We start from the raw sequence: 15,306 nt of genomic DNA on the forward strand, positions 1-15,306 counted from the left end.
GGTGATGAGCGATGCGCCTGTGATCAGGCTCGCGGAGGCAGAGGTGTTCGAGCGGCCGGTCCGCTTCAGGTTTCCCTTCCGCTTCGGCGCGGCCAGGGTCGAGGCGGCGCCGCAGGTCTTCGTTCGCGTCCGTATCGCCGACCTCAATGGGCGGACAAGTCCCGGCTGGTCGGCGGAAATGATGATGCCGAAATGGTTCGACAAGAACCCGGCGCTGACGCCTGACGACAATATCGATCAATTGCGCGCCGCACTCCGGCTTGCAATCGAGCGGTTGCTGTCGGCGGGGGCCGGCACGCCTTTCGGCTTGCATGCGGCGGTTGAGGCGGATCATCACCGCGCCTGCGCCGAGCGCAATCTCCCCGGCCTCGTCGCGTCCTTCGGACTGGCGCTGGTCGATCGCGCCATCGTTGACGCCGCGTGCCGGATGACGAGGCTGTGCGCGGTCGACGCCGTCAAGGCCAATCTTCTCGGCATGACGACGGCGACCGCCGCCGATCTTTCGGGTTTCGATCTTCCGCAATTCCTCGACGGCATTCTTCCGTCTCCGCATCTCGCCGTGCGCCATACGGTCGGACTGGCCGATGCGCTTGTTGCTGCCGATCTCGACGCCGCGCAGAGGCTCGACGATGGCCTGCCGCAAACGCTTGAAGAGGTCGTCGCGGCCTATGGGCACAGCCACTTCAAGATCAAGGTATCAGGTCGCCCCGAAGAGGATACCGCGCGTCTGGTGCGGATCGCCGCTGTCCTCGATCGAACGTCGCCCGGTTATCGCGCGACGCTCGACGGCAATGAGCAGTTCGAAAGTGCCGCCGTCGTGGCTGAGTTGCTGGATCGGATGGACGCCGAACCGCGGCTTTCCCGGCTGAGGGATTCGATCCTGTTCTTCGAACAGCCGATCGCCCGCGCTGAGGCACTGTCGAGATCCGTCGCCGATATTTCCGGCCGAATGCCGCTTGAAATCGATGAGTCGGACGGCGACATGGAGGCATTCGTCACCGCCCGCGCTCTCGGCTATGCCGGTATCTCCTCCAAATCCTGCAAGGGGTTCTATCGGTCGCTGCTCAATCGGGCGCGGATTGCCAGCTGGAGCACGCAGGAAGGCGCGGGCCGTTATTTCATGTCGGCTGAGGATCTGACGACGCAATCCGGCCTGGCATTGCAACAGGATCTCGTTCTGGCGGCCCTGGTCGGCGCAGGCCACGTAGAGCGCAATGGGCACCACTATGTCGATGGGATGGCCGGCGCACCGGCGGCAGAGCAGTCCGCCTATCTGGCTGCCCATGGCGATCTCTATTCGGGCGCTTCCGGCCGTACGCGCCTATCCATCCGCGAAGGCGACATCCACTTCGAAAGCGTGCTCGCGGCGCGTGGACTTGGGTCGGCTGTCGAACCCGACTGGAGCGCGATGACGCCCAGCACCTTGAACAAATAATCGGAGGAGACACCCATGCAGGTCGACGGTCTGTCCATCAATCTTGCGACCATCCGCGAGCAATGCGGCTTTGCCGAAGCCGTGGACATTTGCATGGCGCACGGCATCACCGCCATTGCCCCCTGGCGCGACCAGGTTGCCGCCGCAGGGCTGGACGAAGCAGTGCGGATCGTCAAGGCGAACGGGTTGAAGTTGACGGGCTTATGCCGCGGCGGGTTCTTTCCGGCGGTTGACGCCGTCGGCCGCCAGAAGGCGATCGACGACAACAAGCGCGCCGTCGACGAGGCAGCCGCGCTTGGCGCGGATTGCCTCGTGCTCGTCGTGGGCGGGCTTCCCGGCAGTTCGAAGGATCTCGCCACCGCCCGCCGGATGGTGACGGATGGCATTGCCGCGACCCTGTCGCACGCCCGCGCGGCAGGCGTCCCGCTTGCCATCGAGCCGCTGCATCCGATGTATGCCGGCGACCGCTCCTGCGTGAATACGCTGGGTCAGGCGCTGGATATCTGCGAGGAACTGGGCGAGGGCGTCGGCGTGGCGATCGATGTCTATCATGTCTGGTGGGACCCGGATTTGGCTGCTCAGATTGTCCGCGCCGGGCGCATGAAACGCATTCTCGCGCATCATATCTGCGATTGGCTGGTTCCCACCAAGGACATGCTGACCGACCGCGGCATGATGGGCGATGGCGTCATCGATCTGAAAGGCATACGACGGTTGGTCGAGGCCGCCGGTTTCCATGGTGCCCAGGAGGTCGAGATATTTTCGGCAGACAACTGGTGGAAGCGCCCCGCCAAAGAGGTAATCGCCACCTGCGTCGAGCGTTTTCACAGCTGCTGCCAGGCATGAACAGTCGTTCGTTTCAATGCGTATGAAGGAGGATCATCCGATGGAGAAGCGCCGTTTTGCACTGATAGGAACCGGAAATCGCGGAACGACCATGTGGGGCAAGGAGCTGCTTGCCGGCTGGCGCGAGCATGTTGACCTCGTTGCCATCGTCGACACCAATTCGCTACGCGCCGAGCGGGCCCGCACGATGATCGGCAGCAACGCGCCGATCTACGAGAATATCGATGCGATGCTGGCCGAACAGCAGGTGGACATGGTCATCGTCTGCACGCCTGACTACACCCACGACGACATTGTCGTGCGTGCGCTCGAGGCCGGCATCGACGTCATCACGGAGAAGCCGATGACGACCGCGGTCGACAAGATCCGCCGTATCCTCGATGCGGAGAAGCGCACCGGCAAGCGCGTCGACGTCTCCTTCAACTACCGCTACGCACCGACAGCGGCGAAGATCAAGGAGTTGCTCGCCGGCGGCGAGATCGGCCGCGTGACATCGGTGGATTTCCATTGGTACCTCGACACCAAACACGGTGCCGATTACTTCCGCCGCTGGCACGCCTACACCGAAAATTCCGGCAGTCTCTTCGTTCACAAGGCAACCCACCATTTCGATCTCCTGAACTGGTATCTGGACAGCGATCCGGACGCGGTCACCTCCTTCGCCGACCTGCAGAACTATGGCCGCAAGGGACCATTCCGCGGCCCGCGCTGCAAGCTCTGTCCGCACGCGCATGAGTGCGACTACTATCTCGACCTCGAGGCCGATCCGTTCCTCGATTCGCTTTATGAGGATCCGTCGAAGCTCGATGGCTATTTCCGCGACGGGTGCGTCTATCGCGAAGATATCGACATTCCCGACACGATGGTCGTCAGTATCCGCTACAAGAACAATGTGCATGTCTCCTATTCGCTGAACACCTTCCAGCCGATCGAGGGCCACCACATCGCCTTCAATGGCACGGAGGGTCGGATCGAGCTGCGCCAGTTCGAAAAGCAGCCCTGGGAAACACCGGACGAGGATACGATCCTGCTCATCCGCAACTTCCCCAGGGGCAGGGATGCCGTCGAACGAATCGTCGTGCCGCATTCGGCAGGCGGCCACTACGGCGGCGACAACAGGATGCGCAACATGATCTTCAAGCCGGGCATGGAAGACAAGCTCGGCCAGCGTGCCGGCACCCGCGCCGGCGCGATGTCTGTGCTGTGCGGTATCGCGGCCCTCAGCAGCTCGCGCACCGGCAAGGTCGTCAGGATCTCCGATCTGATGCCCGAGTTGGCAGGTGGTTCGGCGTCGGATTTGAAAGCCGGCTAATCGAGATCGCGAGGATTTGCGGGTTTCGCACAAGAAAGAGCGGTTCGTTTTTGGCGAGCCGCTCTTTTTGTTTTGCACGCGACCGACCCAACGTCGTTTAAACTCGCATGAGAAAACCTTTTCTCACTTGACGAATGAGTAGAGAAAAGGTTTTCTCATCGCAATTGCGGGAGGTGGCAGTGAATATCGCGGGAGGAAAAAGAGGGCGCACGACCATCCACGATGTCGCAGCTGCGGCAGGCGTCAGCATCTCCACGGCATCGAAGGCGCTGAACGATACGGGCCGCGTGAGCGTCGAGACTCGTGAGCGTGTGAAGCGGATTGCCGGGGAAGCGGGGTTTCGCCCGAATGCTCTGGCCCGCGGACTGCTGAGCAAGCGCAGTTTCACCATCGGCCTTTTGACGAACGATACCTACGGCCGTTTCACCCTGCCGTTGATGCAGGGTATTTCGGAAGCGCTTGTCGACCACGGCGTGTCGGTTTTTCTGTGCGCCATCGAGGACGATCCGGCACTTGGCCAGATCCATGTCGAGGCGATGCTGGAAAAGCAGGTTGACGGCATAATCGCATCCGGCAAGCGGGTGGACCGGCAGCTGCCGGTCGATCTGTCGAAGGTGCCGGTACCGGTTGTCTACGCCTTTACGGAGGGGGCGCCCGATAGCGTCACCTTCCGTTCGGACGACGCGCAGGGCGCGCGGCTGGCAGTCGAATGGCTGGTCAAGAGCGGGCGGCACCGGGTCGTGCACGTCACCGGGCCGGAAGACTTCTTTTCGGTTCGCGAGCGCGCCGGTGCCTACCGAAGCGTGATCGGTGGCGAGGGTCTGGTCCTGTACGGCCAATGGGCCGAGGCCTGGGGCCACGAGGCCGTTCAGCGGATCTGGAGCGGTCAGACAGGGCGGCCTGATTCGATATTCTGCGGCAACGACCAGATCGCCCGCGGCGCCGTCGATGCATTGCGTGAGCGCGGCATCCGGGTGCCGGAGGACGTGTCTGTCATCGGGTTCGACAATTGGGAGATCGTCGCGGCGCAGACGCGGCCGCCGCTGACGTCTGTCGACATGGAGTTGAAGGAGCTGGGGCGACAGGCCGGATTGACGGTCCTCGCGCTGGCGGAGGGACGTCCGGTGGAAGCTGGCGTCAGGAAATTGCCGTGCCGCCTTGTGGTCCGGCAGTCATGCGGGGGTGAAAACCCCACGGAATGAGGAACCGGCGCGCGGAGGAGATGCGCCATTTTGGGAGGAAAGCCATGATCAAGCGTCTATTGGCAGCGACGAGCGTTGCCACCCTATGCCTGGTGTCCGGCGCGTCGGCTGCCGAAAAGATAGAAATGTGGGTTCGCTCCGGTATCGGCGAATCATTCAAGAAAGTGGTGGAGGCTTATAACTCCAGCCACGAGAACCAGGTCGTCGCGACCGAAGTGCCGTTCTCCGAACTGGTGCAGAAATATGCGACGTCGATCGCCGGCGGACAGGCGCCGGATGCGCTCTCGATGGACCTCATCTACACGCCGGCCTTTGCCGCCGCCGGTCAGCTCGAGGACCTGACGGACTGGGCGAAGAAACTGCCCTACTTCAATTCGCTGTCGCCCTCGCATGTCCGCCTCGGAACCTACCAGGATCATATCTACGGTCTGCCGCTCTCCGTCGAGACATCGGTATTCGCCTGGAACAAGGATCTCTACAAGAAGGCCGGCCTCGATCCTGAGAAGGCGCCTGCGACATGGGAAGAGATCTCGGCCAACGCCGAGAAGATCCGCAAGCTCGGTGACGACACCTATGGCTTCTACTTCTCCGGCGGCGGTTGCGGCGGTTGCATGATCTTCACCTTCACGCCGCTCGTCTGGGGCGCCGGTGCCGACATCCTCTCCGCAGACAGCAAGACCGCGACGCTCGACACGCCGCAGATGCGCAAGGCAGTCGGCTACTATCGCGATATGGTCAAGAAGGACGTGGTTCCGGCCGGCGCCGCCAGCGACAACGGCGCGAACTTCCTGAGTTTCACCAATGGCAAGATCGGACAGCAGAGCCTGGGCGCCTTCGCGATTGGCACCCTCGTGACCGAGCATCCCGACATCAACTTCGGCGTGACGCTGATCCCCGGCGTCGACGGCAAGCCCTCATCCTTCGCAGGAGGCGATAACTTCGTCATCACCAAGGGTACCAAGAAGATCGACGCCGTGAAGGATTTCCTCGAATACATCTATTCGATGGATGGCCAGAAAATCATGGCGAAGTACGGCAGCCTGCCGACGCGTGGCGACATTGCCGACAAGGTGCTCGACGGGCTCGATCCGAGACTGCAGGTCGGCTTGAAGGCAATCAGCGTCGCGCAGACGCCCTACACGCTGCAGTTCAACGATCTGATCAACAGCGCCAACGGTCCGTGGGCAACCTTCACCAACGCAGCGATTTTTGGTGACGACGTGGACGGCGCCTTCTCCAACGCACAGTCGGAGATGCAGTCGATCATCGATAGCGGCCAATAATCTCCCACGGCCGTGGCCGGAGGATTGTGGCGGTCCTCCGGCCGATTTTACGGGCCAGACTTGGCCCAACTTGTCAGGAATGATGCGGAGTGTTTTCATGGCCGTCACGGGTCAAGTACAGCGTTCGCCTGCGCGCAAGCGGGTGCAAAGACCGGAATGGACCGGGCTTCTCTACATCGCCCCGGCGATGCTTCTCGTCATCGTCTTCTTTGTGTTGCCCGTCATTTTCACCGGCTGGATGAGCCTGCACAACTGGCCGCTGATGGGCGCCCAGCGCTGGATCGGCTTCAACAACTATGTCCGCATGTTCAACGACAGCCGGTTCATGTCGGCGCTGAACTTCACGGCATACTATACGGTCATCGTGACGATCGTGATCTTTGCGGTCGCCTTTCCCCTTGCGCTTTTTGTCGAGCGCGAGCGCGCCTTCGTCAGCACCTATCGTACGATCATCTTCCTGCCCGTCGTCGTCGGCCTTGCCTCCGCTTCGTTGCTCTGGGTATGGCTGGCAAATGTCGACAGCGGCTTTATCGGCCCGGCATTGAAGGCACTCGGCTTCGTCGACAGGGCTCCCAACCTGCTTGCCACCTTCGACAGCGCCTTCCTCACCATCATCGTGATGGTCGTCTGGAAGATCGCCGGATTCACCATGATCATTCTGTTGACCGGGCTGCAGGCCATTCCGGCCGACCTGACGGAAGCGGCAGTCGTCGACGGGGCAAGCTGGTGGCAGCGTTTCCGCCACATCACGCTGCCGCTCATGCGACGGACGATCGCGCTTGCGCTGATCATCTCGGTCACCGGCTCGATCCTCGCATTCGATCAGTTCTACATCATGACCTCGGGCGGCCCGCAGAACCGCATGATCTCCGTTGTCTATTACATTTTCAATCAGTCCTTCGTGTCGTTCAATCTCGGCTACGGCGCGGCGCTGTCGATCGCGCTTCTCGCCATCCTTATGGTCATCAGCGTCGCGCAACTCTGGCTGCTGCGCGTCGGCGAGGAGCGGTCATGAGCCCGGTGACCGGACGGCCGAAGAACAAGCAACTGCGGGCCCAGACTGCCTATCACGGGACCGGTCTGGTCATCGGGATCCTCTTCCTGGCGCCCTTCGTCATCACGCTGCTGGCGTCGCTGCGCCACGGTACGGAAGCGCGCCTTCCGCCGCTCCCCCCATGGCCGACGACCGGCATCAGCTTCGATTCCTATCGCTCGCTCGACAGCTTCGGCGCCGGCATCTGGCAACACACCGTCAACTCGCTGATCGTATCGCTGGCGACCGTGGTATTGACCGTGGCGATCAGCCTGCTCGCAGGCTACGGCTTCTCCCGCTACCGGTTTCCGTTCAAGAACGTCTTCTTCGTCTTGATCATCGCCACGCTGATGATCCCGTTCCAGTCGATTCTGACGCCGCTCTTCATCATTCTGGCGAAGCTCGGGCTCAACAACTCGCTCTTCGGCCTGACGCTCGTCTATGTGACGCTGCAGCTGCCGTTTTCGGTCTTCATGATGCGCAACGCCTTCGACGCCGTGCCCAAGGAGATCGAGGAGGCTGCTCGCATCGATGGCGCGCATGACATGAAGCTGCTCGTGCTGGTGCTGCTGCCGCTCGTCCTGCCGGGCGTTGCGACCGTCGCGATCTTTGCCTTCCTTAACGCCTGGAACGAGTTTCTGGCGGCGCTCGTCCTCCTGTCCAGCAACGAAAAGTACACGCTGCCCGTCCTGATGATGGCGGTTCGCGCCGGTCGCCTCGGAGCGATCAACTGGGGGGCGGTGCAGGCGGGCGTCGCCGTGATGACCATTCCCTGCCTCATCGTCTTCCTGCTTCTGCAACGATACTACATGCGCGGGCTCATGGCCGGCGCGGTGAAATGACCTCCCGAGAAAAGATGGATTCCACCATGAACAAGCTGAAAAGAGACCGCCAGTTCCGTCCGCTCCCCGTTCCCAATGTCGATGTGCACGGGCTCTTCGGCGACCGCCAGGACGCCATTTGCAATTCCACCGCTGAAACCCTGCTCGACCGCTGCGTCGAAGCCGGCATGGTGCGGGCGATCGACGTCGATCAGCCGAGTGACGGCGTCGTCATTCCGATAGGTCCGTGGGGCGGCTCGACGCAGATGTTCTGGGACAGCGACCTCGGGAAATCGATCGAAACGGTTGCCTATTCGCTCTACCGGCGGGCCAACCCGGCCCTCGAGGCACGGGTCGATGCCATCATCGACCTCTATGAGAAGATGCAGGATAAGGACGGGTACCTGAACGCATGGTTCCAGCGGGTCCAGCCCGATCGTCGATGGACCAACCTTCGCGACCATCACGAACTCTATTGCGCCGGCCACCTGATCGAGGGTGCGGTCGCCTACTATCAGGCAACGGGAAAGCGCAAGCTGCTCGACATCATGTGCCGCTTCGCCGACTACATGATTACCGTCTTCGGCCACGGCCCGGGCAAGATCCCCGGCTATTGCGGCCATGAGGAAGTGGAACTGGCGCTGGTCAGGCTCGCCCGCGTTACCGGAGAGAAGAAGTATCTCGATCTGGCGAAGTTCTTCGTCGACGAGCGCGGGACCCAGCCGCATTTCTTCACCGATGAGGCGATCCGCGACGGCCGGGATGCGGCCGACTTCCATCAGAAGACCTATGAATACGGCCAGGCCCATCTGCCCGTCCGAGAGCAGACGAAGGTCGTCGGCCATGCCGTCCGCGCCATGTATCTCTATTCCGGCATGGCCGACATCGCCACCGAATACAATGACGACACGCTGACGTCGGCGCTCGAAACGCTCTGGGACGATCTTACGACAAAACAGATGTACGTGACGGGCGGCATCGGCCCGGCTGCTGCCAACGAAGGTTTCACCGACTATTACGATCTGCCGAACGAAAGCGCTTATGCGGAAACCTGCGCCTCCGTCGGCCTGGTCTTCTGGGCCAACCGCATGCTCGGTCGCGGTCCGAACCGGCGCTACGCCGATATCATGGAGCAGGCACTCTACAATGGCGCAATGTCCGGTCTCTCGCTCGACGGGAGGACGTTCTTCTACGAAAACCCGCTGGAAAGCGGCGGCAAGCACCACCGCTGGATCTGGCATCATTGCCCCTGCTGCCCGCCGAATATTGCCCGCCTGCTCGCCTCGATCGGCTCGTACATGTACGGCGTTGCCGACGACGAGGTCGCCGTCCACCTCTACGGCGAAGGCAAGGCCCGCTTCGAGATTGCCGGTACCGCTGTCGAGCTCTCGCAGCAGACGCGCTATCCCTGGGACGGCGCCATCCATTTCGACGTGGCGCCCGCGAGGCCGGCCCGCTTTGCGATTTCTCTCCGCATCCCGCAATGGGCCGACGGGGCCACGCTCAGGATCAACGGCGAGCCCGTGAACCTCGCATCGGTCGAGGTCGACGGCTACGCCCGCATCGAACGCGACTGGAAGAGCGGGGACCACATCGATCTCCGCATCCCGTTGGCGACCCGTGCCCTATGGGCAAATCCGCTGGTGCGGCAGGACGCCGGTCGTGCCGCCCTGATGCGCGGGCCGCTGGTCTATTGCGTCGAGGCGACCGACAACGGCTCTGGCCTCAACGGCATTCAGCTCGCCGGCGACGTTGCGGCGGCAACGACGAAGGACATGGCGGAGCTTGGCGGCGCCGTTGCACTGGATCTGCCGGTCGTTCGCGACACCGTAGACTGGGGAAGTACGCTCTATCGCATCGGGCCGCCTGCGACCGAGCCGGGCACCGCGCGTTTTGTGCCCTATCACCTCTGGGACAACCGCGCGCCCGGGGAAATGCTGGTCTGGATCAGGTCTGACAAAGCAGGGGCGTGACGCTCCCGGTTCAGGAACGCTTCCGGGCCGCGCAACGGCCGCTCGGGAGCGTTTCGGATGCCGTCAGCCGGCGACGGCCTGCCTTTCCGGCCGTGCCTCGTTCCCGTCCACCGTGACCTCGATCATGCGAACCCAGTTCCGGGCGATGGCAACGCCGTTCATGTCGGCATCTGCCGCGTTGGCGGCTGAAAGGGACGGATAGCGGCCCAGCCAGCCGGGTTCCATGCGGTCTATCGTCGCCTGGAACTCGACCGTCCAACTGTCGACGACTTCGCCATTGGCTTCGAAATGGAATTGCGTGCCATAGGCCGCGCGCCCGACCCTGAAAGCCTGGTTTTCCGCAAGCTCGCTGGTCGCCAGACGGCGTGCGCCCTGCGGCAGCGTGAAGCTGTCGCTATGCCACTGAAACGTCGTGAAGGCGTCCCCGAGCCCGGCAAGAAGCGGATCCGCCTTGCCGTCCTGCGTCATGCCGACGGATCGCCAGCCAAACTCCAGCGCCAGGTCCAGCCGGTTCTCGGCGCCATAGGCGCGCGCCAGGATTTGCGCCCCGAGGCAAATACCGAGGACGGCCTTGCCGGATTCGGAGAAGCGATGCATCAGGCGGGCCAGGGCCGGCAGATAGGGATAGCTCTCGTCGTCGAGTGCATTCTGCTCGCCGCCCAGCACGACAAGTGCATCGTGGTCGAAGATCCCGCGCGGCAGGCGTCCATCGATCCAGGGGCGGAAATACTCGATCTCGGCATGCGCTTCGGCCAGTGCAATGCCAAGCGATCCAAGAGGCGTGCTTTTCATGTTTTCGACAACGGCAACCCGCATCGGCGACTCCTGTTCGATCTTCCGAGAAAGAGGAACACCAAGCCACCCGGCATTGCAATATGCATTGCACAAGGCGTCGTCTCTTCTTAAATCCGACAACGAAAGGAAACCGAGATGGCTGAAAACAAACCCCGTGTAACAATTCTCTATTGCACCCAGTGCAACTGGCTGCTGCGAGCCGGCTGGATGGCGCAGGAACTGCTGCAGACCTTCACCGACAGTCTCGGCGAAGTCGCCCTCCTTCCCGGCACCGGCGGCAATTTCGAAATCCGAATCGACGGCGAGCTGATCTGGGAGCGCAAGCGCGACGGCGGCTTCCCCGGACCGAAGGAGCTGAAGCAGCGCGTGCGCGACGTCATCGAGCCCGGCCGCGATCTCGGCCACGTCGATCGCGCGTCCCTGGAGAGTTGACACTAGTCGTAGGGCGAGTTGCAGGTTTTATAGATCCCTTCATAGGTGATGAAGCGATCAGTTTTCGGGTTGTAGGTGCGGTATTGGTTGCGGCACCAATCGACATGAAACGATTTCTTCGGCGCCGTCGGACGAACCGTGCGGACCGGCGGCGGATCATAGTAGAGCGGTGCCTGTCCCTGTGCCTGCGGGCGATAATAAGTCGGTCCCGTTGCCGTTGGTGGCCGGTAATTCGGCTGCACGTAGGCCGGGCGGAAGGACTGCTGCGGACCGAAGGTGAAGCAGCCCCGGAAATCGCACATCGTCGATTGCACGCGGATGATGTCCGGATTGCCCGCCGCTTGGCCCAAGGGCGCAAGCGTCATCGCTGAAAGCTGGCCAACAGGCGCAAGCCACAAGAGCACTATCAAAGACAGATTCTGAAAGCCGGCCATCGGACAATCCTTCGTGTGCTGCCAATATAGTGCCTTCTCCGCCATAGGCACTATCCCGATCATCAATTGTGCGGGAAGCGCGCTTCCAACAGTCTTTTTTGCCGGCTGTCAGGAAAACTTCAAAAACCCTGTTGACAGCAAGAGGCCACGCCCGTACATGGCTCTCCGTCGCCCAGATGGCGGAATTGGTAGACGCGCCAGCTTCAGGTGCTGGTACCCGAAAGGGTGTGGAGGTTCGAGTCCTCTTCTGGGCACCATTCCATTTTGAGAAAGCCATATTTCTCAGTATATTCAATGGTTGGATACCCCGGTACGCCGGGGACCTCCATTTGATCCGACCTCCTTAAAATCCTCTCGGCCCTTCGTGACAGGTTCTGGAAACCGGGTTTGCAGCGCTGTGTTCGCGGGATTTCCGGCAAGGGTAGCGAGCGGTTGCAGGCGCGGAATTTCGTGCCCACACGTCCTTATCCGATGACTAGCGAACGGGCTGATAGTGCCCACGGCGCGGCACCAGGGTCCCCGTCGAAGCGACTCCGTTGCGGTCGCAGATGTAGACGAGGGTCGGCATCCCCCCGGAACGGAATATCTCGTCATGTCGGCGGCGGAGCAGCCGCGTCTCGGTCCGGCAGCTGAATTGCTCTTCTTCGGTCTTGTCGGGCTGCGCCTTTACGCCCGGCAGGTCCTGGTAGGGATAGAATGGCGGGACGCGCGTTTGACCCGCCCGTGTCCAATCGGTCGCAAAACCGGTTGTCGGGCTCGCGCCTGACGCCAGCGTCAGCGCAACCAGCAGCATCGTCACAGTTCGCATCGCATGCATCTTCTTCCGGACATCCGGACGTCATTGCCTGTCGTGGATGTAGGCAGGCGCGGAGGTGGCATCAAGCCAACGTGGTCGCGCTTGAGGCCAGTTCGCGCAAACGTGAACTCATGACGGCCTGCGGGTGTAGGCCCTGACAGCGGGATGGGCGAGGAGGCTGGCGAGGACGGCGAACCCCGCGCCGGCGGCAAAGCCGGCCAGAAACCCGCCTATTACGCCAGCGATGAGCAGCATCTTCTTGCCGGGGCCGTCAGCCTTTACCGGCGGCTCGGCTTCGGAAATGATGCGCATGTTGTTGCGCGCCAGGTTTTGCTCCTCGGTCGTCTGGTCGGAGCGCTTCAGCAGCGCCTCGTAGATCTCGCGTGCTGCTGCGGCTTTGCGCTGAAGTTCGTTGAGTTCGACCTGCTTGTCTGATGTGTTGACCTGCAGCGCCTTCTGCAGGGACAGTTCCTTGGAGACGGCCTCCTCGGCCTTTTTTGCCTGGTCATACTGCGCGCGTGCCGAGGTGGSGAGCCGGTCCAGCTCGCTTCGGACCTCGTTGGCGATACTCTGCAGCGAGGACCGGGCAGCCTGCAGGCGCGGATGGCGGGCACCCAGCTGGCTCTCCAGATTGCCGATAAGTGCCGCTTGCGTTGCATATTGCTGGCGCAGGCTTGTCAGTGCCGTCGAAGTGGCGTTCTGGTCCTGCTGGCCGCCGCCTGCAACGACCTGCTCGAAGCTGAGCTTGGAGGCCGCGTCCGCACGCGTCTTCGCCTGGATTGCCTTGTCCTGCGCCGTCACGAGCAGCGCGTTCAGCGATGTCAGGCGTTGATCGGAAATCAGCCCCTGCTGGGTCGATGCCATGTCGTTGTCGGCACGGTAGTTTTCCACCGCCTGCTCAGCCTGCTGCAGCTTCTGCCGAAGGTCGGTCAACCGGCCGTCCAGCGCGTTCGCCGTGTTTTCGTAAAGACCGGTGGATGCGGTGCTTTCCTCTTTCAGGAAGGAGGAAACCACCTGGTTGGCAAGCCTTGCTGATTTCTGGGGATCGCGCGTCGTTGCCGCCAGGGAGACGACGTAGGTCGTTGCCTCGCGGGTGATGACGACCGCCTTTTGCAGCGCGCTGATGACAGCCGCTCCATCCGGGCGGCCGGCGGTGAATTCCGGATCCTGGTCGAGGTTCATCGCTTCGGCGACGCGCCTCAAAACGTTGCCGGAGGTCAGGATCTGGGCCTGGCTGTCGACGAGCGCGGACATCATTTCGGGAGAAGGGCCTGTCGGTGAAGACGCTTGGTCGGCCACGCCGATCTGGCGGGGATCGAAATAAAGGCTGGCCTTTGCGGTGAATTTCTGCGGCGTCGTCGGCAAGACGATGCCTCCCGCAAGCGCGCCAAGAAGCGAGAGGCCGAGCACGATCAGGCGACGGTTCCAGATGGCGGAGATCGCCGATCCCAGGTCAAGAAGCGGCGTGGAAGCATGCGCTGTCTGTTCTTGCGGCATCGGTTCGACCGGGGCGAGCGGCTCCGCGCGGACCTGCCTCGGCTGTGGGATCGCTGGTTCCGGCGCGCCCGGAGCGTCGGGCGGGACGTCTTCGGCGGCAGGCTCTCTGACAGCGGGGGCTGGTCGCGGCTGGGCAAAGTCGCTGGGCCGCAGCGTCGGGCTGCGCGCTTGTTGCTTTGGCGGCGGGGCATCGTCATGTTCATAGCTGCGCCATTGCGGCAGCCGACTGACCTTGTTTTTGTCGAACTGACTCATGAATTCACTCCGGCGCCCCGGCCGGTTTCAGCCGCACTCCCCGGACTTTAGAAATTCTTAGCTAACGGACCGTTAAGTTGGATGGTCACGATGCAATCACGTCCAACCGAATGAATGCGAAAAACGATGAAAGCGAGTCTCCCAACCCGGTGGCGCCTGACGGCGGCCACTCTGGCAATGCTCGTGGTTCATGCAAGCGTGGCCGATGCTGCGGGCCCGTGTCTTCGCGGCGTCAATCTTTCCGGAGCCGAATTCGGGGAGCCGGGAGGCGAGTATTTCAAGGCCTATGCCTATCCCTCCGAGGAGACGATCGGTTACTTTGCACGGAAGGGCATGAACACCGTTCGCCTGCCGTTTCAGTGGGAACGGCTGCAGCCCCGGCTTGGGCAGCCGCTGGATGAGAACGAGTTGAAGCGCCTCAAGGACACCGTCGAGCTGCTGCGCGACAAGCGCCTGACGATCATTCTCGATCCGCATAATTACGCACATTACAACAAGACGACGATTGGTGACGCTCCCGTGACCTCGTCAGCCTTCGCCGAGTTCTGGGCACGACTGGCGGTCGAATTTTCCGATCAACAGGATGTGATTTTTGGCTTGATGAACGAGCCGAACGACATTGCCACGGACGTTTGGCTCAAGGCCGCCAATGCCGCGATCCGAACGATTCGCGCAACGGGGGCCAACAACCTCATTCTGGTGCCGGGAACCCGATGGACGGGAGCGCATTCCTGGCAGTCGGACGGCCCCGGCGGCGCCAACGGTACCGTCATGCTGGGCATACGCGATCCGCGCAATCGTTTTGCCTATGAGGTCCATCAGTATTTCGACAGTGATTCGTCAGGAACGCACGCCGAGTGCTCTGGCGGCGAAAAGGCGCTCGACGCCATGGTGGCGATGACGGAGTGGGCGCGCGAGAACGGCAAGAAGGTATTTCTAGGCGAATTCGGAGTGCCGCAGGACAAGGCCTGCCTCGCAGCACTGGGGCGGGTGCTCGATCAGATCCAGGCGAACGGCGATGTCTGGCTTGGCTGGACCTATTGGGTTGCCGGCGACTGGTGGCCGGAGAGCGAAGCGCTGAATATCCAGCCCCACGACGGCCGCGACCGCAAGCAGATGGCCATACTGCAGCAGGCAGCAAGGGCACCGTTTCCGCCCAAGGCCGCCTGCGCGACGGCTGCGGACTGACTGA

At 62.3% G+C, this 15,306-nt stretch carries 14 protein-coding genes and 1 tRNA gene; 11 read left to right on the top strand and 4 right to left on the bottom strand.

What is annotated here, in order from left to right; translation table 11 throughout:
* Nucleotides 1-4: 4 nt before the first annotated feature.
* From ASC97_RS03910 to ASC97_RS03945, 8 genes are all read left to right on the top strand, one after another.
* The gene (locus ASC97_RS03910) at nt 5-1,435 is read left to right on the top strand and encodes an enolase C-terminal domain-like protein (protein WP_057467068.1); all 1,431 of its coding nucleotides are present in this window, start codon (nt 5-7) and stop codon (nt 1,433-1,435) included.
* Between the two features lie 15 nt (nt 1,436-1,450).
* The gene (locus tag ASC97_RS03915; protein WP_057467069.1) at nt 1,451-2,281 is read left to right on the top strand and encodes a sugar phosphate isomerase/epimerase family protein; all 831 of its coding nucleotides are present in this window, start codon (nt 1,451-1,453) and stop codon (nt 2,279-2,281) included.
* Nucleotides 2,282-2,321: 40 nt separating this feature from the next.
* The gene (locus ASC97_RS03920) at nt 2,322-3,593 is read left to right on the top strand and encodes a Gfo/Idh/MocA family protein (RefSeq protein WP_057467154.1); all 1,272 of its coding nucleotides are present in this window, start codon (nt 2,322-2,324) and stop codon (nt 3,591-3,593) included.
* Between the two features lie 179 nt (nt 3,594-3,772).
* A complete protein-coding gene (locus ASC97_RS03925) occupies nt 3,773-4,795 on the top strand; it encodes a LacI family DNA-binding transcriptional regulator (RefSeq protein ID WP_082529872.1) in 1,023 nt (340 codons plus the stop codon).
* Nucleotides 4,796-4,839: 44 nt separating this feature from the next.
* Nucleotides 4,840-6,078, top strand: coding sequence for an ABC transporter substrate-binding protein (locus ASC97_RS03930; protein ID WP_057467071.1), 1,239 nt, complete (start codon nt 4,840-4,842; stop codon nt 6,076-6,078).
* Nucleotides 6,079-6,175: 97 nt separating this feature from the next.
* Entirely contained in the window at nt 6,176-7,093 is a 918-nt protein-coding gene (locus ASC97_RS03935; RefSeq protein ID WP_057467072.1) for a carbohydrate ABC transporter permease, read from the top strand.
* A complete protein-coding gene (locus ASC97_RS03940) occupies nt 7,090-7,953 on the top strand; it encodes a carbohydrate ABC transporter permease (protein ID WP_057467073.1) in 864 nt (287 codons plus the stop codon). Before ASC97_RS03935 ends, ASC97_RS03940 begins: the two co-directional genes overlap by 4 nt.
* A gap of 26 nt (nt 7,954-7,979) precedes the next feature.
* The gene (locus ASC97_RS03945) at nt 7,980-9,905 is read left to right on the top strand and encodes a glycoside hydrolase family 127 protein (protein WP_057467155.1); all 1,926 of its coding nucleotides are present in this window, start codon (nt 7,980-7,982) and stop codon (nt 9,903-9,905) included.
* Between the two features lie 63 nt (nt 9,906-9,968).
* On the opposite strand, the gene ASC97_RS03950 is transcribed toward ASC97_RS03945, so the two are convergent.
* On the bottom strand, nt 9,969-10,721 hold the full coding sequence (locus ASC97_RS03950) for a type 1 glutamine amidotransferase (protein WP_057467074.1): 753 nt from the start codon (nt 10,719-10,721) through the stop codon (nt 9,969-9,971).
* A 114-nt stretch (nt 10,722-10,835) separates the two neighbouring features.
* Between ASC97_RS03950 and ASC97_RS03955 the strand changes: the two genes are divergently transcribed.
* Entirely contained in the window at nt 10,836-11,132 is a 297-nt protein-coding gene (locus ASC97_RS03955; RefSeq protein ID WP_057467075.1) for a SelT/SelW/SelH family protein, read from the top strand.
* Nucleotides 11,133-11,134: 2 nt separating this feature from the next.
* On the opposite strand, the gene ASC97_RS03960 is transcribed toward ASC97_RS03955, so the two are convergent.
* A complete protein-coding gene (locus tag ASC97_RS03960; protein ID WP_057467156.1) occupies nt 11,135-11,566 on the bottom strand; it encodes a BA14K family protein in 432 nt (143 codons plus the stop codon).
* Between the two features lie 170 nt (nt 11,567-11,736).
* Here ASC97_RS03960 and ASC97_RS03965 point away from each other — a divergent pair.
* A tRNA-Leu gene (locus ASC97_RS03965) sits at nt 11,737-11,823 on the top strand.
* Nucleotides 11,824-12,041: 218 nt separating this feature from the next.
* Here the strand turns inward: ASC97_RS03965 and ASC97_RS03970 are convergent.
* Both ASC97_RS03970 and ASC97_RS03975 read right to left on the bottom strand, forming a co-directional pair.
* Nucleotides 12,042-12,374, bottom strand: a complete 333-nt coding sequence (locus tag ASC97_RS03970) for a hypothetical protein (protein WP_057467157.1) — start codon at nt 12,372-12,374, stop codon at nt 12,042-12,044.
* A 117-nt stretch (nt 12,375-12,491) separates the two neighbouring features.
* The gene (locus ASC97_RS03975) at nt 12,492-14,114 is read right to left on the bottom strand and encodes a GumC family protein (RefSeq protein ID WP_057467076.1); all 1,623 of its coding nucleotides are present in this window, start codon (nt 14,112-14,114) and stop codon (nt 12,492-12,494) included.
* 126 nt (nt 14,115-14,240) lie between these two features.
* Here ASC97_RS03975 and ASC97_RS03980 point away from each other — a divergent pair, with 126 nt between their 5' ends.
* A complete protein-coding gene (locus ASC97_RS03980; protein ID WP_057467077.1) occupies nt 14,241-15,302 on the top strand; it encodes a glycoside hydrolase family 5 protein in 1,062 nt (353 codons plus the stop codon).
* Nucleotides 15,303-15,306: the final 4 nt, after the last annotated feature.

This window comes from Rhizobium sp. Root1203, assembly GCF_001424945.1.
Lineage (GTDB): Bacteria > Pseudomonadota > Alphaproteobacteria > Rhizobiales > Rhizobiaceae > Rhizobium.

Coding starts and splice junctions, on each gene's coding strand:
- ASC97_RS03910 (WP_057467068.1), top strand. CDS start 5: ATGAGCGATGCGCCTGTGATCAGGCTCGCGGAGGCAGAGGTGTTCGAG.
- ASC97_RS03915 (WP_057467069.1), top strand. CDS start 1,451: ATGCAGGTCGACGGTCTGTCCATCAATCTTGCGACCATCCGCGAGCAA.
- ASC97_RS03920 (WP_057467154.1), top strand. CDS start 2,322: ATGGAGAAGCGCCGTTTTGCACTGATAGGAACCGGAAATCGCGGAACG.
- ASC97_RS03930 (WP_057467071.1), top strand. CDS start 4,840: ATGATCAAGCGTCTATTGGCAGCGACGAGCGTTGCCACCCTATGCCTG.
- ASC97_RS03935 (WP_057467072.1), top strand. CDS start 6,176: ATGGCCGTCACGGGTCAAGTACAGCGTTCGCCTGCGCGCAAGCGGGTG.
- ASC97_RS03940 (WP_057467073.1), top strand. CDS start 7,090: ATGAGCCCGGTGACCGGACGGCCGAAGAACAAGCAACTGCGGGCCCAG.
- ASC97_RS03945 (WP_057467155.1), top strand. CDS start 7,980: ATGAACAAGCTGAAAAGAGACCGCCAGTTCCGTCCGCTCCCCGTTCCC.
- ASC97_RS03950 (WP_057467074.1), bottom strand. CDS start 10,721: ATGCGGGTTGCCGTTGTCGAAAACATGAAAAGCACGCCTCTTGGATCG.
- ASC97_RS03955 (WP_057467075.1), top strand. CDS start 10,836: ATGGCTGAAAACAAACCCCGTGTAACAATTCTCTATTGCACCCAGTGC.
- ASC97_RS03960 (WP_057467156.1), bottom strand. CDS start 11,566: ATGGCCGGCTTTCAGAATCTGTCTTTGATAGTGCTCTTGTGGCTTGCG.
- ASC97_RS03970 (WP_057467157.1), bottom strand. CDS start 12,374: ATGCGAACTGTGACGATGCTGCTGGTTGCGCTGACGCTGGCGTCAGGC.
- ASC97_RS03980 (WP_057467077.1), top strand. CDS start 14,241: ATGAAAGCGAGTCTCCCAACCCGGTGGCGCCTGACGGCGGCCACTCTG.